Source organism: Streptomyces mashuensis, from assembly GCF_014654785.1.
In the GTDB taxonomy this organism is placed as follows: Bacteria; Actinomycetota; Actinomycetes; order Streptomycetales; family Streptomycetaceae; genus Streptomyces; species Streptomyces mashuensis.
Genome location: NZ_BNBD01000001.1, coordinates 1,131,533 through 1,152,058 on the forward strand (window position 1 = coordinate 1,131,533; position 20,526 = coordinate 1,152,058).

General features: G+C 73.1%; 20 protein-coding genes. 10 read left to right on the forward strand and 10 right to left on the reverse strand.

All coding sequences use genetic code 11. From position 1 onward, the window contains the following. Positions 1–43: 43 nt before the first annotated feature. The 6 genes from IE305_RS04770 (at position 44) to IE305_RS04795 (ending at position 6,245) form a co-directional block, all read left to right on the forward strand. The gene (locus tag IE305_RS04770; protein ID WP_190128225.1) at positions 44–931 is read left to right on the forward strand and encodes a LysR family transcriptional regulator; all 888 of its coding nucleotides are present in this window, start codon (positions 44–46) and stop codon (positions 929–931) included. Continuing rightward, a complete protein-coding gene (locus IE305_RS04775) occupies positions 928–1,353 on the forward strand; it encodes a pyridoxamine 5'-phosphate oxidase family protein (protein ID WP_190128067.1) in 426 nt (141 codons plus the stop codon). Before IE305_RS04770 ends, IE305_RS04775 begins: the two co-directional genes overlap by 4 nt. A 296-nt stretch (positions 1,354–1,649) precedes the next feature. Further along, complete coding sequence (locus IE305_RS04780) at positions 1,650–2,381, forward strand: 2OG-Fe(II) oxygenase family protein (RefSeq protein WP_373311511.1); 732 nt, start codon at positions 1,650–1,652, stop codon at positions 2,379–2,381. Positions 2,382–2,395: 14 nt separating this feature from the next. Beyond that, positions 2,396–3,139: a tRNA-dependent cyclodipeptide synthase gene (locus IE305_RS04785; RefSeq protein WP_190128069.1), complete on the forward strand. Its 744-nt coding sequence runs from the start codon at positions 2,396–2,398 to the stop codon at positions 3,137–3,139. 60 nt (positions 3,140–3,199) lie between these two features. Next, on the forward strand, positions 3,200–4,762 hold the full coding sequence (locus IE305_RS04790) for an MFS transporter (RefSeq protein ID WP_190128070.1): 1,563 nt from the start codon (positions 3,200–3,202) through the stop codon (positions 4,760–4,762). Between the two features lie 115 nt (positions 4,763–4,877). Beyond that, the gene (locus tag IE305_RS04795) at positions 4,878–6,245 is read left to right on the forward strand and encodes an NAD(P)/FAD-dependent oxidoreductase (protein ID WP_190128071.1); all 1,368 of its coding nucleotides are present in this window, start codon (positions 4,878–4,880) and stop codon (positions 6,243–6,245) included. Positions 6,246–6,299: 54 nt separating this feature from the next. Here IE305_RS04795 and IE305_RS04800 read toward each other — a convergent pair whose 3' ends face one another. The 7 genes from IE305_RS04800 to IE305_RS04830 all read right to left on the reverse strand — a co-directional run bounded on the left by IE305_RS04800 (position 6,300) and on the right by IE305_RS04830 (position 12,774). Further along, on the reverse strand, positions 6,300–7,901 hold the full coding sequence (locus IE305_RS04800; protein ID WP_229890530.1) for an alpha/beta hydrolase: 1,602 nt from the start codon (positions 7,899–7,901) through the stop codon (positions 6,300–6,302). A gap of 70 nt (positions 7,902–7,971) precedes the next feature. After that, a complete protein-coding gene (locus IE305_RS04805) occupies positions 7,972–8,970 on the reverse strand; it encodes an urease accessory protein UreD (protein WP_308440227.1) in 999 nt (332 codons plus the stop codon). After that, the gene (gene ureG, locus IE305_RS04810) at positions 8,928–9,620 is read right to left on the reverse strand and encodes an urease accessory protein UreG (RefSeq protein WP_190128072.1); all 693 of its coding nucleotides are present in this window, start codon (positions 9,618–9,620) and stop codon (positions 8,928–8,930) included. The genes IE305_RS04805 and ureG overlap by 43 nt, the downstream gene beginning before the upstream one ends. A 72-nt stretch (positions 9,621–9,692) precedes the next feature. Then, on the reverse strand, positions 9,693–10,406 hold the full coding sequence (locus tag IE305_RS04815; protein ID WP_229890532.1) for an urease accessory protein UreF: 714 nt from the start codon (positions 10,404–10,406) through the stop codon (positions 9,693–9,695). A gap of 26 nt (positions 10,407–10,432) precedes the next feature. Further along, positions 10,433–12,154, reverse strand: a complete 1,722-nt coding sequence (locus IE305_RS04820) for an urease subunit alpha (RefSeq protein WP_190128073.1) — start codon at positions 12,152–12,154, stop codon at positions 10,433–10,435. After that, on the reverse strand, positions 12,147–12,458 hold the full coding sequence (locus IE305_RS04825; protein WP_190128074.1) for an urease subunit beta: 312 nt from the start codon (positions 12,456–12,458) through the stop codon (positions 12,147–12,149). The genes IE305_RS04820 and IE305_RS04825 overlap by 8 nt, the downstream gene beginning before the upstream one ends. Before the next feature lie 13 nt (positions 12,459–12,471). After that, positions 12,472–12,774: an urease subunit gamma gene (locus IE305_RS04830; protein WP_190128075.1), complete on the reverse strand. Its 303-nt coding sequence runs from the start codon at positions 12,772–12,774 to the stop codon at positions 12,472–12,474. Positions 12,775–13,659: 885 nt separating this feature from the next. Here IE305_RS04830 and IE305_RS04835 point away from each other — a divergent pair. Further along, on the forward strand, positions 13,660–14,133 hold the full coding sequence (locus tag IE305_RS04835; RefSeq protein WP_190128076.1) for a C40 family peptidase: 474 nt from the start codon (positions 13,660–13,662) through the stop codon (positions 14,131–14,133). A gap of 78 nt (positions 14,134–14,211) precedes the next feature. Here IE305_RS04835 and IE305_RS04840 read toward each other — a convergent pair whose 3' ends face one another. Together IE305_RS04840 and IE305_RS04845 are read right to left on the reverse strand one after the other, a co-directional pair. Next, complete coding sequence (locus tag IE305_RS04840) at positions 14,212–14,640, reverse strand: ATP-binding protein (protein ID WP_190128077.1); 429 nt, start codon at positions 14,638–14,640, stop codon at positions 14,212–14,214. A gap of 258 nt (positions 14,641–14,898) precedes the next feature. Continuing rightward, entirely contained in the window at positions 14,899–16,059 is a 1,161-nt protein-coding gene (locus IE305_RS04845) for an 8-amino-7-oxononanoate synthase (protein WP_190128078.1), read from the reverse strand. A 160-nt stretch (positions 16,060–16,219) separates the two neighbouring features. Here IE305_RS04845 and bioB point away from each other — a divergent pair, with 160 nt between their 5' ends. The 3 genes from bioB (at position 16,220) to bioD (ending at position 19,547) form a co-directional block, all read left to right on the forward strand. Next, on the forward strand, positions 16,220–17,449 hold the full coding sequence (gene bioB, locus IE305_RS04850) for a biotin synthase BioB (protein WP_190128079.1): 1,230 nt from the start codon (positions 16,220–16,222) through the stop codon (positions 17,447–17,449). Beyond that, positions 17,442–18,749 (forward strand): adenosylmethionine--8-amino-7-oxononanoate transaminase, encoded by a 1,308-nt coding sequence (locus IE305_RS04855; RefSeq protein WP_190128080.1) that lies wholly within the window; start codon positions 17,442–17,444, stop codon positions 18,747–18,749. The genes bioB and IE305_RS04855 overlap by 8 nt, the downstream gene beginning before the upstream one ends. 63 nt (positions 18,750–18,812) lie before the next feature. Beyond that, positions 18,813–19,547, forward strand: a complete 735-nt coding sequence (bioD, locus tag IE305_RS04860; RefSeq protein WP_190128081.1) for a dethiobiotin synthase — start codon at positions 18,813–18,815, stop codon at positions 19,545–19,547. A gap of 19 nt (positions 19,548–19,566) precedes the next feature. Here bioD and IE305_RS04865 read toward each other — a convergent pair whose 3' ends face one another. Further along, positions 19,567–20,346, reverse strand: coding sequence for a 4'-phosphopantetheinyl transferase family protein (locus IE305_RS04865; protein ID WP_190128082.1), 780 nt, complete (start codon positions 20,344–20,346; stop codon positions 19,567–19,569). Between the last annotated feature and the right edge of the window lie 180 nt (positions 20,347–20,526).

The following is a 20,526-nucleotide window of genomic DNA, read 5'->3' on the forward strand; positions in this document are numbered from 1 at the left end:
GCGCAAAACCGCAGTTGGGGGCGAGGACCGGGGGGAGGGGATGATGGATCTCAACCTGCTACGGGCACTGGACGCCCTGCTCCAGGAGAACAGCGTGACGCGGGCCGCGGAGCGGCTCGGGACGTCGCCGGCGGCGGCCAGCCGCATGCTGGCCCGGCTGCGGCGGGCGGTGGGCGACCCGCTGCTGGTGCGTGCGGGACAGGGCCTGGTCCCGACGCCGCGGGCGCTGGAACTCCGCGAGGAGGTCGGCGCGTTGCTGCGCGCGTGCGACGACGTGCTGCGGCCGGGCGCCGGCTTCGACCCGCGGCACCTGCGGCGGACCTTCACCGTGCAGGCCTCCGACGTGCTCCTGGCGGGCCTGGCGGGGCCGCTGACCGACCGGCTCCGCGGGGAGGCCCCGGACGTGGACGTGGTCTTCCTGCCGGAGTCGGTGGAGGACGGTCCCGGGCTGCGGCAGGGCTGGATCGACGTCGAGCTGGGCGTCCTGAGCCACCTGGACCCGGAGGTGCGGACGCGGCAGCTGGCGCGGAAGGAACTGGTCGGCGTGGCGCGCGCCGGTCATCCCCTCTTCGACGGGCCGGTCGACGCCCGCCGCTTCGCCGAGGCCGACCACATCGGCATCTCCCGGCGCGGCAAGCGCCACGGCCCCATCGACACCGCCCTCGCCGCACTCGGCCTGCAGCGCCGGGTCGCGGTGATCGTCCCCAGCCACACGGGCGCGATGATCCTCGCCCGGGACACGGACCTGGTGGCGATCACCCTGGCCGGCTGGCTCACCGGCACGATCTCCGCCCTGGGCCTGCGCACCTTCCCCATCCCCCTCGACCTCGCACCCCTCGACCTGGGCATGGCCTGGCACCCCCGCAACGCGACCGATCCGGCGCACCGCTGGTTCCGCGACCACGTCGCGGAGGTGATCCTGGACTCATGACCCTGTCGCAACGAGAACGAGAAGAGTTCCTGGCCGAACCCCACGTCGGCGCCCTGTCGGTGACCGAACACCCCTCCCGCGCCCCGCTCACGATCCCCATCTGGTACCACTACACCCCGGGCGGCCCCCTCTGGATCCGCACCGGCCCCGACTCCCGCAAGGCCCGCGCCATCCACGCCGCGGGCCGCTTCACCCTGATGGTCCAACGCACCCAACCGACGGTGCGCTACGTCTCGGTGGAGGGCCCGGTCACGGCCACGACCAAGGACACCCGCGAACACGCCTGGCAGATGGCGTCCCGCTACCTCCCCGAGGACAAGGTCGCCGCCTTCGTGGAATACGACCTGACCCAGCTGGGCGAACACGTGGTCATCACGATGCAGCCGGAACACTGGATCGCAGCGGACCTGGGAGGGTTCTGAGCGGCGCTGTCCCCGGCTCCGACCGTCGGTCGTGATGCCGGGTCATCAGCGCCACCAAACCACTTTCACCCTACATCGGTCAAGGAAAGATCTTGGCCGAACCTGGCCGATCAAGCCACTTCCGGCGACGCCTCGTAAAGCAAGCAACAAGACAGTTGACGACCCCGCGACAAAACATGTGTAGTGGCCACTGATCGCTCGCGACCCGGGTGACGGCAGCAGCTTCCCCTACCAAGAGAGCTGACATGTCAACTGTTAAGCGCACCACTGCGCATGCCTTGTCCCACGAGGACATCATGTCCGTTGTGGACGGAACCGCATTAGCAGTCCACATTCCGAACTTTGTCCACCCCGAAGCTCTCGCCATGGCCCGCGAGCAGCTCATGGACCACCCCGACCGGGGTGGTCTGAGTCAGGACACCGCTTTCCAGCGCATCGGCTTCGCCTATTCCGAGATAAGCGACGAGACCTCCCGCGACCGCTACCACAAGGAAGCCCGCGACAACATCCAGCGCATGAGGGACCTCTTCGCCCCGTACGCCTCGCCCAGCGACGTGCTGCGGCTGCTGCTCGAGGAAGCCTGGGAGCCGGGCGCCAACCTCATGCACATGGCCGGGCGGAAGGCGTTCATCGGCATCTGCCGCTATCAGCACAAGGACGTCGACCTCAACCCCCACACCGACGCCCTCGAGCGGAACCTTCCGCCGGGCCACGTCCAGGGACTCAAGGCCCAGTTGTCGGTCAACATCTACATCAACATCCCGCGCTCGGGCGGCGAGCTCGAACTGTGGGGCACCGAACCGGGGGAGCGCGACTACGACGAGCTCAGGGGCGAGCGCGTCTGGGGCATCGACCGGGACAGGATCGGCCCGCCCGCCGTGGTCGTCAAGCCCGCCCCCGGAGACCTGCTGTTGCTCAATCCCCGCCAGATCCACGCCGTTCGGCCCTCCGGTGACGAACCGCGCATCACCTTGGGCCACTTCATTGGTTACTACGGGCAGGACCGCCCGCTGGAGCTGTGGAGCTGAAGGGGGAAACAAAGGTGAACAGCACTGAGAGCACCACTGTCGACGGCGCCGCCGACCAGTACGTCGTCGACGGCCGGACCAAGGCGAACTTCGGCCTGGCCGCCAAACAGCTGTCCCTCTCCGGCAAGCGCGCCATCCTGCTGGTGAGCGTCGGTCAGCGCTACCACGAGGGCGACAAGCTCCGTGCCACAGTCGAACTGGTCAACCGCAGCGGCTTCCAGCAGCTGACCGTCGCTGTGGCCGACACACTGCAACGCACCAACTACCTCCGCCTCGGTCCCGAGGACGCCTATGCCAGGGCCCTCCGAGAAGGGGACGAATGGCTGGAGCGCAACGACAAGCTCCTTGGCCGGCTGACCGTCGCCCATGACGTGCTGCGCTGGGACGAGGCGTTGCAGGACCCGTCCTACCCCGGCTTCCGGCAGCGCGTCGAGCAGGCGTACGCGCAGAACCCTGCCTACCGGGAGGCCGTGCACGCGACGATCGGCAAGTTCATCGAGCGACTTCTGGCGCGGGACCCGCAGGCCGACACCGAGGTGGCGTTCCGCAACTGCCTGTCCTACCTCATCGAGGAATGCCCCATCATCATGCCCATGTGGGCACACCAGGGCTACGACTACGTCATCTATCCGCAACCGATGACCGCGGCCATGGCCGAAACCCAGCGCTTGTTCGTTACCGGGGAATATCCCGGGAAGGGTAGCTGGCTGTCACTGAAGTTCAAGAAGCGGGCCGGCGCTCCAGTAGCTGCCTCCTAATTCACCGGCGGAATTTTCCGCCTGCCCGCTCCCGTCAAACCGTGTAGAGGACACGCCACCGTGACCGAAACAACCGACCGTAAATGGTGGGCATTCGCCGGCGTCAGTCTCATCAGTTTTCTGGGCTGTATAGACCTGACCATCGTCAATACCGCTGCCCCGCAGATCCAGGCGGATCTCGGTGCGTCCGTGACCGACCTTCAGCTCATCGTCAACATCTTCATCGTCGCGCTGTCGATGTTCATGGTGACGATGGGGCGCCTGGCCGACAGCCATGGGCGGCGGCGTGTCCTCTACATCGGCACCGTCGTCTTCGGCCTGGCCTCCCTGGGCGCAGGCCTGGCGCCCACCACCGGGTGGCTGATCGCCTTCCGGTTCGCCCAGGGCGCTGCCGGGGCCGTGCTGTACACCTCCACCGGAGCCATCGTGCAGAACGCCTTCCCCGAGTCGCAGCGCGGCCGCGCCATCGGTGCCCTGTACGGCGTCAACGGCGTCGGTCTGGCCATCGGGCCGCTGCTCGGCGGCGTCATCGTCTCCGCCCTGGGGTGGCACTGGGTCTTCTGGATCAACGTTCCCCTGGTCGTCCTGGCCCTCGCCCTGTGCTCCTTCAGCGTCCGCGAGTCGCGCAACGAGCAGGCCGGTCCCGGCGTCGACTGGACCGGACTCGTGCTGATCAGTCTGGGCATCCCCGCGGTCGTGCTGGCCTTCACGCTCGGCGGCACCTGGGGCTGGTCGAGCGGGCGCACGCTCGGCCTGCTGGGCGGTGCCCTCCTCGTCCTCGTCCTCTTCCACATCGTCGAGCGCCGGGCCGCCGACCCCATCATCAACTTCGGTCTCTTCCGGCACCGGGCGTTCCTGACGGCGATCGTCTCCGACTTCGCGCTCGCCTGCTTCTACACCACCGTCCTGTTCCTGATGCCGCTGTACCTGCACGAGGTGCACGGATTCGGCGGGTACGCCACCGGCGCGCTCCTGCTGCCCTGCACCGCCGTCATGGCGGCGCTGTCGCCCTTCGTCGGACGCCTGACCGACCGCCACGGACCGCGCAAGCTGCTCTGCGTGGGCTTCACCGCCTTCACCGTCTCGGCGCTGCTGCTGACGCGGCTGACGCCAGGGAGCTCCCTCGTGTATGTGGCCGTGGCCCTGGCCGCCATGGGCATCGGCTGGGCCTGCATCCTCGGCCCAGCCACCGTCTCCGCCCTGTCCTCGGTGCCCGAACGTCAGGCCGGCCTGGCCATGGGGTCCTCCTGGACCTTCCACAATCTGGGCGGTGCGATCGGCCTCGCGGCGGGCATCGTGCTCTACCGGGTGCAGGCCGAGGACAGCCTGGCCGCCGCCCTCGCCGACCGGCAGGCACCCTCCGGGGCGTGGGTGCGCGAGGCGGTCGGGGACCCGGAGAAGGCAGGAGAACTGATCCGGAATCACACCTCACTGAGCGACGGCGCGGTCACCGACGTCTTCGACCGTATGTTCACGCAGGGCACCCAGGCTGCCATGTGGCTGGTGACCGGGACCTCCCTCGCGGCCCTGCTGATCGTCGGCCTGCTGGCCCTCGCAGGGCGCCGCGCCCCCGGTGCGACGACGGCCGTGACCGAGCCGGTGGCCGACCGGCAGGTGGTCTGACGGCGGCCCGGTCGGGCGAGCACAGGAATCGACGAGAGGGGCCCCGCCCGGGTCCCTCTCGTCATATGTTCATTTCCCTGAGCTGCGTGAACCCCGCTACCTGAGAGCCCTGCCCATGACCCCTGATACCCCTCGTCACCACGTCGTCGTCCTCGGCGGAAGCCTCGCCGGCATGCTCGCCGCCGCCGCGCTCGTGCCGTACGCCGACGTCACCGTCGTCGAACGGGACCGGCTCCCCGGCGGTCCTGCCCCGCGGCGGGGATTACCGCAGGCCCGGCACGTCCACCTGCTGTATTCCGGAGGCGCCCGCGCCATCGAGTCGCTGCTGCCCGGTACGCAGGAGCAGTGGCTCAGGGCCGGCGCACGCCGCATACCCCTTCCCACCGGGCTGGTGACCCTCACAGCCCAGGGCTGGCTCCGGCGCTGGCCCGAGATGCAGTATGCGATCGCCTGTTCTCGCGACCTCCTCGACCACGTCGTCCGCCGGCAGCTCCTCGCGCTGCCCGGCATCGGCCTCCTCGACGGTACGGAGGCCACCGGCCTGCTGGGCAGCGGCCGGCGCGTGACCGGAGTGACCCTTCGGGACGGCGGCGACGGAAGGGAGCGCACTCTTGAGGCGGACCTCGTCGTCGACGCCAGTGGCCGCGGATCCTCCGCACCGCAGTGGCTGGCGGCCCTCGGGTTCCCCGCGGTGCCCGAGCAAGCCGTCGATTCCGGTCTCGCCTACGCCACACGTGTCTTCCGTGCACCGGCCGGCACGGAGGAGTTCCCCGTCGTCGGCGTCCAGCCGGACGCACGGCAACCTGTGCCGGGCCAGTCGGCCAGTCTGGTGCCCATTGAGGACCACCGCTGGATGGTCACCCTCTCCGGTACACGCGGCGGCCACCCGTCGAAGGCGGGCGAAGCATTCATCCCCTTCGCCCGGCAGGTGCGCCACCCGATCGTCGGGGACCTGATCACCATGGCCGAACCGCTCGGCGACGTGCACGTCACCCACAGCACGGTCAACCGGCGCAGGCTCTACGAGAAGGCCGAGGCATGGCTGGCAGGATTCCTCGTGCTCGGCGACGCGGTCGCCACCTACAACCCCATCTACGGCCAGGGAATGTCGGTGGCCGCCCACAGCGCAGCCGCTCTCCGCGCAGCACTGGGCAGACGCGACCTGCGGGAGCCGGGGTTCGCCCGGGCCGTGCAGCGCACCATCGGCGGCATCGTCCAGAGCCCCTGGGAGCTCGCGACGGGGCAGGACATCCAGTACCCCGGCGCCATCGGCACGCAGCCGCCCGCGGCGGCCAGGCTCCTGCGCGGCTACATGGACCGCCTCATGCTCACCGCCACCGGCCGTGCCGCCACCTGCCACGCCCTCCTGGACGTCCTGACGCTCTCCGCGCCCGTCACCCGGCTTATGGAACCCACCGTCGCCATCGGCGTCCTGCGCGGGCCCCGGCTCCCCCTGCTGCAAGAGCCGCCACTGCCCGCGTAAAACCAGCGTGCCCCAGCTCCGGACGGAGCTGGGGCACGGGGTGCACGGGGTTGCTTACTTCGCGGCGGTCGCCTTCGGCGGCTCCGGGGTGGCGTGCGGGGCGCACGTCACGTCCTTGCCGTCCACCTTGCCCGTGAGCAGGTAGGCGTCGACGCGGTCGTTGATGCAGGGGTTCTTGAGGCCCGTGACGCCGTGGGAGCCGGCGTCCTTCTCGGTGATGAGCTGCGAGCCGCGGAAGCGCTTGTGCAGCTCCACCGCGCCCTGGTACGGGGTGGCGGCGTCACGCGTGGACTGGACGATCATCGTCGCCGGCAGGCCCTTGTGCGTGGTGACCTCGAGGGGGGTGGACTGCGGGGCCTTCCACGTGGCGCAGGGGAGGTTCATCCAGGCGTTGGACCACGTCATGAACGGGGCCTTCTGGTGGATGCGGGTGTTGTCCCGGTCCCACTTCTTCCAGCTGGTCGGCCACTTGGCGTCGGCGCACTCGACGGCCGTGTAGACGGCGTTGCTGTTCTCCGACGCGATGTTGCCCGCGCGGTCGGCCAGGTTCGGGCCGGCGGCCTCGACGAGCGCCTTGGTGTCACCGGCGCGGTACTTCTTCCAGGTGTCCGCGACCGGGACCCACGACGAGTCGTAGTACGCGGCGCTCTGGAAGAAGTTGATCAGCTCGGCCGGGCCGACGACCCCGCCGATGGGCTGCTTCTTGGCGGCGGCGCGCAGCTTCTCCCACTCGCGCTGCACCTTGTCGCGCGTGTCGCCGATGTGGAAGACCGAGTCGTACTTGGCGACCCAGCTCTCCCAGTCCTTGAAGCGGCCCTCGAAGGCGACGTCCTGCTCCAGGTTGGCCTGGTACCAGATGTTGTCCTGGGCCGGGTTGACGACGCTGTCCACGATCAGGCGGCGCACGTGCGTCGGGAAGAGGGTGCCGTAGACGGCGCCGATGTAGGTGCCGTACGAGACGCCCAGGTAGTTGAGCTTCTTGTCACCGAGCGCGGCACGGATGACGTCGATGTCGCGGGCCGTGTTCGGCGTGGTGAGGTACGGCAGGATCCAGCCGCTGCGCTCGGCGCAGCCGTCCGCGTACGCCTTGGCCAGCTTGCGCTGGGCGAGCTTGTCGGCCTCGCTGCCCGGCACCGGGTCGGCCTTGGGCGCCTTGACGAACTCCTGCGGGTCGACGCAGGAGATCGGGGCGGAGTGGCCGACGCCGCGCGGGTCGAAGCCGACGAAGTCGTACGCCTTGGCGGTCTTCGCCCACAGCGGGCTCTTGGTCGTGATCCGCTTGGGGAAGCGAAGGCCGGAGCCGCCCGGGCCGCCCGGGTTGTACACCAGCGAGCCCTGGCGCTCGGCGGCGGTGCCGGTGGACTTGGCGCGGTCCACGGCGATCTTGATGGTCTTGCCGTTCGGCTTGGCGTAGTCGACGGGCACGGTGACCCAGCCGCACTCGATGGGCTTCTCCAGCCCCCAGTCGGCCGGGCAGTCCTGCCACTTCACGCCCGTCTTCGCCGCCCGCTCGGCAGCGATCTTCACGCCCTTGGCCTCGGCGGCCCCGCCCGGCACGTACTCGGCGGCGGAGGCCGTCGGGGCGGCCAGGAACCCGGCGACGAGCGCGCTCGCCACCACGGTTCCGGCCGCGCCGGCTATCGCGTTTGGTCTCACGTAGGAATCCCCCTGCTGGGTGCGCCGCTTGGTCTGCGGCGGTGATCACGCGGTCTGCGGGGGAATCCTTTCATCCCGGGTGGGGTCGGGAACAGGCCATGGGGGGCCCAATTCCCGCCGCACCGGCGGTTCGTGGGGCGAACTGCCCCGCCTCGTCGGCACCTGCGGCAGAAGTTACCTGTGAGTAGGTGGGGGTGGAATGTCGCATTCCACCCCCTTGTGGACGCGGGCACGGGCCCAGCTCCTCCATCACCGGACCGAGCACCCCGGCCAGCGCCAGCGCGTCCGGCGCCACCGCCGTGACCAGCGCCGCCGGCCCCGCCAGCGGCGTCACCACCGCCGACGGGCCCAGGACGCGCGCCGGCACCGGCCGGTCCGCGAAGGCCGGGTCCACCACGACCACCTGCCCCACCGCGCGGTGGCCGCCCAGCACCGCGCCCCCGTCCCAGCCCGGGCACCCGTCCCCGTACGCCAGCTCCTGGTCGAGCAACAGCCGCCCGGCCCGGCGCACCACCAGCCGGGTCACCAGCCGCCCCGTGGGCTCGCCCGCCCGGCCCAGCACCTGCACCTCGCGCAGCAGCAACCGCGCGCCGGCGTCCAGTTCCACGTACGTCGTCTGCCGCAGGTCGCTGCCGCGCGCCGACACCAGCGGCTCGGGCAGCCAGCACAGCGTGGCGCCCGCCCCCGCGTCCAGCCGGACGTCGTACGTCGCGGGGGCACCCGTCCGGCCGGGCAGCGCGACGGTGGCCGCGGCCGTGGTGAAGCGCAGCGCGGCGTCCGCCGCCACGCTCGCCTCCAGCCGCAGCGCGTCCCCGCCGAGCGGTGCGCTCATCGCCCCCACCAGGCAGACCCGCGCCTCCCGCCCCTCCGGCCGCAGCCGGCGCAGCGCCAGCGGGCCGTCACTCTCCAGCGCCGGCAGGGCCGTACCGCCCCGCCCGTCCGGCACGGCGACGATCCGCGCGGTCGCCCGCACCCCGGCCGGCCCGACGAGGGCGCCCGCCGGCGCCCCGCTCGGCACCGTCGTCATCAGGCCGCCGCCCGCCACGCCGCCAGCTGCCCGGCCACCCACGCGCGCACCGGCTCCACGCCGCCCTCGGCCGTCACCGACGTGAACACCACCGGCAGCCCTCCGCGCCGCTCCTTCGCGTCGCGGGCCATCGTCTCCAGATCGGCCCCCACATACGGCGCGAGGTCGGTCTTGTTGACCACCAGCAGGTCGGCGGTGGTGATACCGGGGCCGCCCTTGCGCGGGATGTCGTCGCCGCCCGCCACGTCGATGACGAAGACCTGCGCGTCGACCAGGCCCTTGGAGAACGTCGCGGTGAGGTTGTCGCCCCCGGACTCGACCAGCACCAGGTCCAGTGGGCCCAGGGCGTCCTCCAGGTCCTCCACGGCCTCCAGGTTGGCCGAGATGTCGTCACGGATCGCGGTGTGCGGGCAGGCGCCCGTCTCGACGGCGGTGATCCGCTCCGGCGGCAGCACCGCGTGCCGCAGCAGGAACTCGGCGTCCTCCCGCGTGTAGATGTCATTGGTCACCACCGCCAGCGACAGCTCGTCCCGCAGTGCGCGGCACAGCGCCGCCACGGTGGCCGTCTTCCCCGAGCCGACCGGGCCGCCCAGCCCGATCCGCAGCGCCCGGCGCGAGCCGTCGGCGCGCAGTGGGGAGGCCGCGCTGTAGGTGTGGCGGTGGGGGAAGGACGTGTCGTGGTCCAGGTGCATGGGGGCTCCTTCGCAAGCAGTCGCAAGCAGTCGCAAGCATTCGCCGGCAGGTGACGTAGGGGAGGCGGTGGTTCAGGACGCGAAGAGCCGCACCGGCCACGCCGCGTGCTGCTCGGCCGTGATGTCGAGCAGGGGCGCCGAGGCGGACGGCAGTGCGTCCGGCCCCTCGTCCACCGCCCGCCGTGCGGCCCGCGCCGCCCGCGCGGCCACCTGGTCCAGCTCGGGCGCGAGCCGGGCGAGCACCGCCGTCGCGTCGAACGGGTCCAGGCCGAGGAGGCGTACGGCCGCCGTGGCCGGCCCGCTCACGCACTCGTACGCGGCGGCGTACGCGGCGTCCGCCGGCCCCAGCCCCGCCGCGCGGGCCGTGAGGCCGAGCACCACCGGCTGGTGGGCGCCGCGCGGCCGGGCCGCGGCCAGGGCGTCCAGTGCGGCGGACGGCCAGGCGGCACGGGCCGCGCGCATCAGCTGCCGGCCGAGCCGCCGGGCGGCGGCGCGCAGGGCGGGGGAGGGGGTACGGGCGTCGGCGGCGTCGTCGAGCGCGAGCGGGTCCACGCCGGCCGCCGCGGCGGCGGCCAGCGCGGCGGAGGTGAGGCCGGTGGTGTGGAGCCGGCCGCGGCAGAAGTCCGCCAGTGAAGCGGCGCCGGTGATGCGGCCCGCCGCGACGGCGGCCTCGGCGCCGCCGGAGTGGGCGTGCCCGCCGGCGGGGAAGCGGCCGTCGGCGAGGACGAGCAGCGCGCCGAGGCCCGCGGGCGGCCCGGCCGGCTCCGCCGTAACAGTGGTGTGCACGCGCGTGTCGCCGCCCCTCGGAACTGTCAGAACAGGAAGTACCGCTGAGCCATCGGCAGTTCGCTCACCGGCGCCGGCTCGACGGGGTCGCCGTCGATCGACACCGTGAACGTGTCGGGGTCGACCTCCACCCGCGGCATCGCGTCGTTGTTGCGCAGGTCCGCCTTGGTCACGCCGCGCGTCGAGCGGATGGGCACGAACCGCTTGCCCACCCCCACCCGTTCCGGCAGCCCGTCGTCGAGCGCCCGGTCCGTCACGAAGTTCACCGAGTTGTGGGCCGGCGCCCGGCCCAGCGCGCCGAACATGGGCCGCGGCAGCACCGGCTGGGGCGTGGGGATCGACGCGTTGGCGTCGCCCATCTGCGCGTACGCGATCTGCCCGCCCTTGAGGACGAGCAGCGGCCGCACCCCGAAGAACGCGGGCTCCCACAGCACCAGGTCCGCGAGCTTGCCGGTCTCCACCGAGCCGATCTCGTGGTCCAGGCCCTGGGCCACGGCCGGGTTGATGGTGTACTTCGCGACGTACCGGCGGGCCCGCCGGTTGTCGGCCGCGCCGTCGCCGGGGAGGGCGCCGCGGCGCTGCTTCATGACGTGCGCCGTCTGCCAGGTGCGCAGTACCACTTCGCCGACGCGCCCCATGGCCTGCGAGTCGGAGGAGATGATGGAGATCGCCCCGAGGTCGTGCAGCACGTCCTCGGCGGCGATGGTGCCGGGCCGGATGCGGGACTCGGCGAAGGCGAGGTCCTCGGGGACGGCGGGGTTGAGGTGGTGGCAGACCATCAGCATGTCGAGGTGCTCCTCGACGGTGTTGACGGTGTGCGGCCGGGTCGGATTGGTGGAGCTGGGCAGGACGTTGGGCTCGGAGACGACCGTGATGATGTCCGGAGCGTGCCCGCCGCCGGCGCCCTCGGTGTGGTACGTGTGCACCGACCGCCCCGCGATGGCGGCGAGCGTGTCGGCGACGAACCCGGCCTCGTTGAGGGTGTCGGTGTGGAGGGCGAGTTGTGCGCCGCTCTCCTCGCACACGCGCAGGCACGCGTCGATGACGGCCGGGGTGGCCCCCCAGTCCTCGTGGATCTTGAAGCCGACGGCGCCGCCGCGCAGCTGGGCGTGGAGCGCCTCGGCGGAGACGGTGCTGCCCTTGCCCAGCAGGCCGATGTTGACCGGGTGGCCGTCGAGGGCCTGGAACATGCGGGCGAGGTGCCACGAACCGGGCGTGACGGTGGTGGCCTTGCTGCCCTCGGCGGGGCCCGTGCCGCCGCCCAGCAGGGTGGTCACGCCCGAGGCGAGCGCCTCGTCGGCGATCTGCGGGCAGATGAAGTGGACGTGCGCGTCCACGGCACCCGCGGTGAGGATGCGGCCGTTGCCGGAGATGATCTCGGTCTCGGGGCCGATGACGAGGTCGGGGTGGACCCCGTCCATGGTGTCGGGGTTGCCGGCCTTGCCGATGCCGGTGATCCGGCCGTCGCGGATGCCCACGTCGGCCTTGACCACGCCCCAGTGGTCCAGCACCACCGCGCCGGTGACGACGGTGTCCGGCGCGCCCTCGGCGCGGGTGGTGCGGGCCTGGCCCATCGACTCGCGGATGACCTTGCCGCCGCCGAACACGGCCTCGTCGCCGGCGCGTCCGGGGCCGCCGCAGCGGTCCTCCTCGATCTCCACCAGCAGGGCCGTGTCGGCCAGGCGCAGCCGGTCGCCGGTCGTGGGCCCGTACAGGTCGGCGTACGCGGGGCGGGAGAGCTCAGGCATCGAGGGGTCCCCCGCACGCGCCGCGCAGGCCCTCGACCACGCGCTTGCCGCCGATGGGCACCAGGCCGACCTCCACGGGGATGCCCGGCTCGAAGCGGACGGCGGTGCCGGCGGCGATGTCCAGCCGCCGCCCGTGGGCGGCCGCGCGGTCGAAGGCGAGCCCCGGGTTGGCCTCCGCGAAGTGGTAGTGGGAGCCGACCTGCACGGGCCGGTCGGCGGTGTTGAGCACGGTCAGCCGCACGGGGTGCGTGCCCTCGTTGAGCCGCACCGGCTCGTCGGCGTACAGGACCTCACCGGGTATCACGGGCGTCTCCGGTTCACGCGATGGGCTGGTGGACGGTGACGAGCTTGGTGCCGTCCGGGAACGTGGCCTCGACCTGCACGTCGGGGATCATCTCGGGGACGCCCTCCATGACCTCCTCGCGGGCGAGCACCTTGCGCCCGGTGGACATCAGCTCCGCCACGGTGCGCCCGTCGCGGGCGCCCTCGAGGACATGCACGGTGATCAGGGCCACCGCCTCGGGGTGGTTGAGCCGCAGGCCGCGGGCGCGCCGCCGCTCGGCGACGTCGGCGGCCACGTGGATGAGCAGGCGTTCCTGCTCGTGGGGGGACAGTCGCATGCAGCCACCTCAGCACAGGGTTGACCTGGGGTTCCGTACCCCGGGAGCACAGATTGCAGATTAGGGCGCAACCTTTTCCAACGCGTTAACCGGGCCTTTGCGTTGTCATGGACGACCGCTGCGGGATCATGCCGCTCCGCCGGTACGGGATCTCCTCGGACGGATCACTGCGGTCCCGACGCAGGGACACGTACGCCGGACTACGAGCCGCGCAGACGCTCGTGCCCGCCGCGACGGGCCCGGCCGGGACGCCGCCGCGGCCGTCCCGGCGGAGTGAACGGACGGGGTGCGTGGGGATGTTGGGGGAAGGGCGGACGCGCGCGGTGCCGGTCGTGGCCCTCGCCCGGCGGGCCGGGCGGCCGGCGCCGGCGCGGTGGTCCGCCGCGCCGGGAACGGAAACATTCTTCCCCCGATCTCGTTCCGACGGCGGAGCCGATCGTAGACGTGGCGCAGCGATCATCCCGGACCGTGCGCGCACGCGGCGCTCGCGGAGATCGCCGAGCCGCAGGTGAACGGGTCAGCCGGTCCGGCCCGCAAGGATCAAACCGCCTCGCGTCCAGTCGAATTGGGCAGAGGTGACGAGGCTCACATCCCGCCGGTTCCCCTCGGAATGGCCCGGCCGGCTGGGACAAGATCCCTGCGACGACAAGACCCCGCCACCACGGCGGGGCGGTCCGGGCGGACGCCGAACCCTGCCGCCGCTCCGGGCGCCTGGTCGACAGAAGGGCATCGGCAGGGATGGAGGACCCAGGCACGGCGGGGGCGACCGGGCGGCGACGCCGGACGGGAGTCCCCTTGGGGTGAAGCCGCAGCCGCGGCCGGGCATTCTTCGCCTGCCCGAACCCGACAGGTCATCCTTCACAGGCGGCTGACGAAGGGTTTGGCATGGGCGCTCACCATCGTCCCTCAATGCTGTCCAGGGCGGGGGCCGCTTCGGCCCTGACGCTCGCGGCCGTCGGCGCCACGGCGATCCTGCCGGGCGCCGCCCCGGCCGCGGACGCCTCGTCGGTCTCCACGGCCGCCCTGTGGATCGCCGCGTCCAAGGCGGGCTCCCCGTACCAGTGGGGGGCCACCGGTCCGTACCGCTTCGACTGCTCGGGGCTGACCCAGTACGCCTTCAAGCGGGCCGGCAAGCAACTGCCGCGCACCGCCGAGGAACAGTACAACCGCACCCACCACATCCCCGCCTCCGCACGGCAGATGGGCGACCTCGTCTTCTTCCACGGCCGGGGCGGCGTCTACCACGTCGGCATCTACGCCGGTGACGGCGTCATCTGGCACGCGCCGAAGACCGGTTCCGTGGTCCGCCGCGAGCGGATCTGGTCGAAGAACGTCTCCTACGGCCGGGTGAACGGCTGACCCCACGGCCGGCCGCCGCACAACGGCCCCCGGCCCGGCACCCGTTCCCCGCCCCCTCTTCCCGTTCCCACGGCTCGGTCAGCGTACGGGCACCGGCCACGGCAGGCGGACCCACACGGTCTTGCCGCCCTCGGCGGTCGGCACCACCGACAGCCCCCCGCCGCGCTCGGCCGCGAGGAAGCGGACGATGACCAGCCCGCGCCCGTTGTCCTGCTGCACCGCTGCCGGAAGCCGCCGGGGCGGACGCGGATGACTGTCGGTGACCCCGATCCACAGCCGTCCGTCCCGGTCCACCCGCACCTCCACGGTGAACTCGGGGGACTCCTCCCGGGTGTGCAGCACGGCGTTGGTGGCGAGCTCGGAGACGACGAGCCGGGCCACCTCGGCCTCCTCCGCCCCGGCGGCCAGGCCCCACCGTTCCAGTGCACCGGTGACGTGGCGCCGGGCGACGGGGACCGATGCGGGGGCGCTCGGCAGGGTGACGGTCGCTTCCATCAGGTCGGCCATCGCGCGGTCCCCTTCCGGGCGGCTTTCGGCGACAGCCTGCCACCGGGTTCCGGCAGGGTGCGTGCCGACCACCGGATCGTGACGGCATCTGTCGCCCGAAGCGGTGAAGGAGGGGAAAATCGACCGGAACGTTCCGGACCGGGCGCCATAATGGACCGCTGCCGACCCCGGGACACGGGTGACGGGTACGTGAGGCAGCGTTACGCGGGCGACCGTGCGCGGCCGGCCCGCGCGTCGTCCGTGCCGGGCCCCGAGGGCTCATGCGCCCTCGGGCGCCGTCGCCAGGATCGTCTCGACGGCCCGTGCGACCTGCGCGTCCGACAGGTCCGCGCGCGCGGTCAGCCGCAGCCGCGAGATGCCGTCCGGCACCGACGGCGGCCGGAAGCACCCCACGAGCAGCCCCGCCGCCCGGCAGTCCGCGGCCCAGCGCACCGCCGCCCCGGGCGACGGCGCGTGGACGGACACCACCGCGGCGTCCGGGCGCGCGGCCGTCAGGCCCGCCGCCGTCAGCGTCCCGTGCAGTTCCGCGGCCACGGCCCGGACCCGGGCCGCCCGCCAGGGCTCCCGGCGCAGCACCTCCAGGGCCGCCAGGGCGCCGCCCGCCGCGGCCGGTGCGAGGCCGGTGTCGAAGATGAACGTCCGCGCGGTGCTCACCAGGTGCTCGACGACGCGGGCCGGGCCCAGCACCGCGCCGCCCTGGCTGCCCAGCGACTTGGAGAGCGTGACGGTGGCCACCACGTCGCCGGCCCCGGCCAGCCCCGCGGCCTGCACGGCGCCCCGGCCGCCGTCGCCCAGGACGCCCAGCCCGTGCGCGTCGTCGACCAGAAGGGCCGCGCCGTGGGCGCGGCAGGCGGCGGCCAGGGCGGGCAGGGGGGCGGCGTCGCCGTCGACGGAGAAGACGGAGTCGGTGACCGCCAGCGCCGGGCCGTCGTGCGCGGCCAGGGTCTTGGCCACGGCGTCGGGGTCGGCGTGCGGGACCACGGCGCGCTCGGCGCGCGAGAGCCGGCAGCCGTCGATGAGCGAGGCGTGGTTGGCCTCGTCGCTCACCAGCAGGCTCGGCGCGCCGCCGCCCGGCGGGCCGGTCAGCGCGGTGACGGCCGCCAGATTGGCGGCATAACCGGACGAGAAGACCAGAGCGGACTCTGCACCGCAGAACGCCGCAAGCTCCTCCTCCAGCTGCGCGTGCAGCTGGGTGCTGCCGGTGACCAGCCGGGAGCCGGTGGCGCCCGCGCCCCAGCGCCGGGCCGCCTCGCCCGCCGCCGCCGTGACCTCCTCGTGCCGGGTCAGACCCAGGTAGTCGTTGCCGGCGAGATCGACGGCGTCCGACCCGGCCGCGCGCGGGCGCAGCGAGCGCAGCAGCCCGGCGGACTCCAGGCGGGCGCGCCGGTCGTCGATCCAGTCGAACGGGTCCTGGGGCATGGCGGTCCCTCGGGGGTGGCGGGGCGTGGTTTGGTGGGTTCGCATAAACCTAGCCTCCGCCGCGGGCGGTGCGGGATGTGGTGATACACACATGGGAATCACCCGTCCTTGTGCGATCTCTCCTTGGCCCGGGACGGTCGCGTGAGCGAGGATCTGCGCCATGGACCTGCTGAACACGCTGGTGGAGAAGGGGTTGCGGCGCGAGCTGCCGACCCGCGAAGAGGCGCTCGCCGTGCTGGCGACCTCCGACGACGAGCTGCTCGACGTGGTGGCCGCGGCCGGCAAGGTGCGCCGGCAGTGGTTCGGGCGACGGGTGAAACTCAACTACCTCGTCAACCTGAAGTCGGGCCTCTGCCCGGAGGACTGCTCCTACTGCTCGCAGCGGCTCGGTTCCAAGGCCGAGATCCTCAAGTACACCTGGCTCAAGCCCGACGAGGCGTCCAAGGCGGCCGCCGCGGGCGTCGCCGGCGGTGCCAAGCGGGTCTGCCTCGTGGCCAGCGGCCGCGGCCCCACGGACCGCGACGTCGACCGGGTGTCGCAGACCATCCAGACCATCAAGGAGCAGAACGAGGGCATCGAGGTGTGCGCCTGCCTCGGCCTGCTCTCCGAGGGCCAGGCGGAGCGGCTGCGCGCGGCCGGCGCCGACGCCTACAACCACAACCTCAACACCTCCGAGGCCACCTACGGGGACATCACCACCACCCACACCTACGCCGACCGCGTCGACACCGTGCACCAGGCCCAGTCGGCCGGCATGTCGGCCTGCTCCGGCCTGATCGCGGGCATGGGCGAGAGCGACGAGGACCTCGTCGACGTCGTCTTCTCGCTGCGCGAGCTCGACCCGGACTCGGTCCCGGTCAACTTCCTCATCCCCTTCGAGGGCACCCCGCTGGCCAAGGAGTGGAACCTCACCCCGCAGCGCTGCCTGCGCATCCTGGCCATGGTCCGGTTCGTCTGCCCCGACGTGGAGGTCCGGCTCGCCGGCGGCCGCGAGGTGCACCTGCGCTCGCTCCAGCCGCTCGCCCTGCACGTCGTCAACTCCATCTTCCTCGGCGACTACCTCACCAGTGAGGGCCAGGAGGGCAAGGCCGACCTGGCGATGATCGCCGACGCCGGCTTCGAGGTGGAGGGCGCCGGCACCACCACGCTGCCCACCCACCGCGCGGACGCCCTGGAGGCGGCCGGAGCGGCCGGTGGCTGCGGCGGTCACTCCGGCGGCGGCTGTGGCCCCTGCGGCGACGGCGCCCCCGCGGACACCGCCGCGACCTGCGCCCCCACCGGCGGCTGCGCCCCCGCACCGGCCGCCGTGCCGGCCGCGGACCAGGCCCGTACGGACCTGGTGGCGGTGCGCCGCCGTGGCGCCGGCACCGACCTGCCGCCCAATGCCTGAGCCGCTCGGCACCGAGGCGCTGCTCGCCCTCGACCGGCAGCACGTGTGGCACCCCTACGGGCCGATGCCCGGCCGCCAGGAGCCGCTGGTCGTGGAGAGCGCATCCGGCGTACGGCTCCGCATGGCCGGCGGCCCGGGGGAGGAGCCGTACGAGCTGGTCGACGGCATGTCGTCGTGGTGGTCGGCCGTGCACGGCTACAACCACCCGGTGCTCAACCAGGCCGCTCAGGAACAGCTGGGGCGGATGAGTCATGTGATGTTCGGCGGGCTCACCCACGAGCCCGCCGTGCGGCTGGCCGCCCGGCTGGTCGAGCTCACCCCCGACGGTCTCGAACACGTCTTCCTCGCCGACTCCGGATCGGTGTCGGTCGAGGTCGCCGTGAAGATGTGCCTCCAGTACTGGCGCTCCGTCGGCCGGCCGGAGAAGCGCCGCCTGATGACGTGGCGCGGCGGCTACCACGGTGACACCTGGCAGCCCATGGCCGTGTGCGACCCCGACGGCGGGATGCACGAGCTGTGGTCCGGGGCCCTGCCCCGGCACGTGTTCGCCGACGCCCCGCCGGACGGCTTCGACGCCGGCACCGACGCCGCCTACGCCGCCCACCTGGAGGAGACCCTCGCCCGGCACGCCCACGAGCTGGCCGCGGTGATCGTCGAACCCGTCGTCCAGGGCGCCGGCGGCATGCGCTTCCACTCCCCGGAGTACCTGCGGGTGCTGCGCGACCTGTGCGACGCGCACGACGTGCTGCTCGTCCTCGACGAGATCGCCACCGGCTTCGGCCGCACCGGCGCGCTCTTCGCCGCGGACCACGCGGGCATCACCCCCGACGTGATGTGCCTCGGCAAGGCCCTGACCGGCGGCTACATGACGCTCGCGGCCACCCTGTGCACGTCGCGCGTGGCCGACGGCATCAGCTCCGGCGAGGTGCCCGTGCTCGCCCACGGCCCCACCTTCATGGGCAACCCGCTGGCCTGCGCCGTCGCCAACGCCTCCCTCGACCTGCTGCTCTCCCGCGACTGGCGCACCGAGGTCAAGACGGTCGGGGCCGGGCTGAGCGAGGGCCTCGCCCCCCTGGCCGGTGCGCCCGGCGTACGGGACGTGCGCGTGCTCGGCGCCATCGGCGTGGTCGAGCTCGACCACGAGGTGGACGTGGTGGCGGCCACCCGCGCCGCCGTCCGCGAAGGGGCCTGGCTGCGGCCCTTCCGCAACCTCATCTACACCATGCCGCCCTACATCACCGGCGAGGACGACCTCGCGCGGATCTGCGCCGCCGTGCGCGCCGCCGCACGCGAGGGCTGACCCGGGGCAGCACCCCCCACGGCAACAAGGGCAATAAGAGCAATAAGAGAGAGGAACACCAACATGTCGGTGCTGGTGGTCACCGGGACGGGCACGGAGATCGGCAAGACCGTGGTGACCGCGGCCGTGGCGACGGCCGCGCTGGCCCAGGGCCGGTCGGTCGCGGTGCTCAAGCCCGCCCAGACCGGGGTCGGCCCGGACGAACCGGGCGACGTCGCCGAGGTCGCCCGCCTCGCCGGCCCGGTCACCGGCGCCGAACTCGCCCGCTTCCCCGAGCCGCTCGCCCCGAACACCGCCGCCCGCCGCGCGGGCCGCGCCCCGGTGCGGCCCCACGAGATCGCGGAGGCCGCGCGGGAGCTGGCCGCCACCCACGACCTGGTCCTCGTCGAGGGCGCCGGCGGCCTGCTCGTCCGCCTGGACGACGAGGGGTCGACGCTCGCCGACGCGGCCCGGCTGCTGGACGCGCCGGTGCTGCTCGTCACCCAGCCGGGCCTGGGCACCCTCAACGTCACCGAGCTCAGCGCCGAGGCGCTGCGGGCGCGCGGCCTGAGCTGCGCGGGCGTGGTCCTCGGCAGCTGGCCGGCCGAACCGGACCTCGCCATGCGCTGCAACCTGGCCGACCTGCCCGTCGTGGCCGGTCTGCCGCTGCTCGGCGCGGTGCCCGAGGGCGCGGGCGCGCTGTCCCCGGAGGAGTTCCGCTCGGCCGCGCCGCTGTGGCTGGCCCCGCGCCTGGACGGCGTCTGGAACGCGGCGGCGTTCACCGCCTCCGTCGCCGCCCCCGCCCCGGTGGCCGGCTGAACCGCCGCGGGCGTACGGCTCAGCCGGCCAGCCCCGCCGGGTCCAGCCGCCGTACGTCGTACCGGCTGCTCAGCGCACCGCGCACGGCGGCCGCCGCGTGCCCGGCGCCGACCGGTACGTCGACCACCGTCCAGCCCTCGGGCCAGGCCGGGGCGCCCGGGCCGCCGTTGCCCAGGTAGTCGAGGTCCAGTTCGCGGCCGAGGCCGGTGCCCAGGCCCTTGAGGTACGCCTCCTTGCGCACCCACAGCCGGGCGAAGACCGCCGCGCGCCGCTCCGGCGGCGCGGCCGCGACCTCCTCGCGCTCCGCCGGGTGCAGCGCCGCCGAGACGTCCCGCACGGTGCTCTCCGCGGGCGGTTCCTCGACGTCCACGCCGACCGCCCCGGCGGCCACGCCCAGCAGGACCAGGCCGCCGCCGTGCGACAGCGAGAAGTGCGGTGCGCCGGGCGCGGCCACGGCGGGCCGGCCGTGGTCCTCGCCGCAGCAGGGGCACGGCTCGCGGGTGAACTCCACGTCGCCGGGCGGCAGATGGAGGTACGCGCCGAGGACGCGGCGCAGCATCAGGTGGGCGGCGACGTACCGGACCCGGTCGGTGTCGCGGACGAACGCCGCGGCGCGGGCGCGCTCCCCGGCGTCGAGCGGGGCGAGGTCGAGGGCGGCCGCGGCCGGCCAGGGGTCGGGGACGTGCAGCAGCCACAGGTCGAGGGCGCCGGGCGCCGGCGCGTCCAGGGTCGTCGGCCAGGGCGTGCGGGCGGCGGTTTCCGGGTGGCGGGTGACGGCGGGGTCGAAGGGTGACGGCACGAAATCGCTCCGGTCGTGGGTTTCCGTTGGTCGGTCGGTGACGGGCGAACGCCGCAGCGTACCGGAGACATATGTCTCGTGCAGACCGTGCCGTATCGATGTGGTCATGAGTCGATCAATTCCGGACAGGTCCGCTCAGTTCCAGCCTCGACCCGGTCTGCGGGAGATTGACACCCCTTC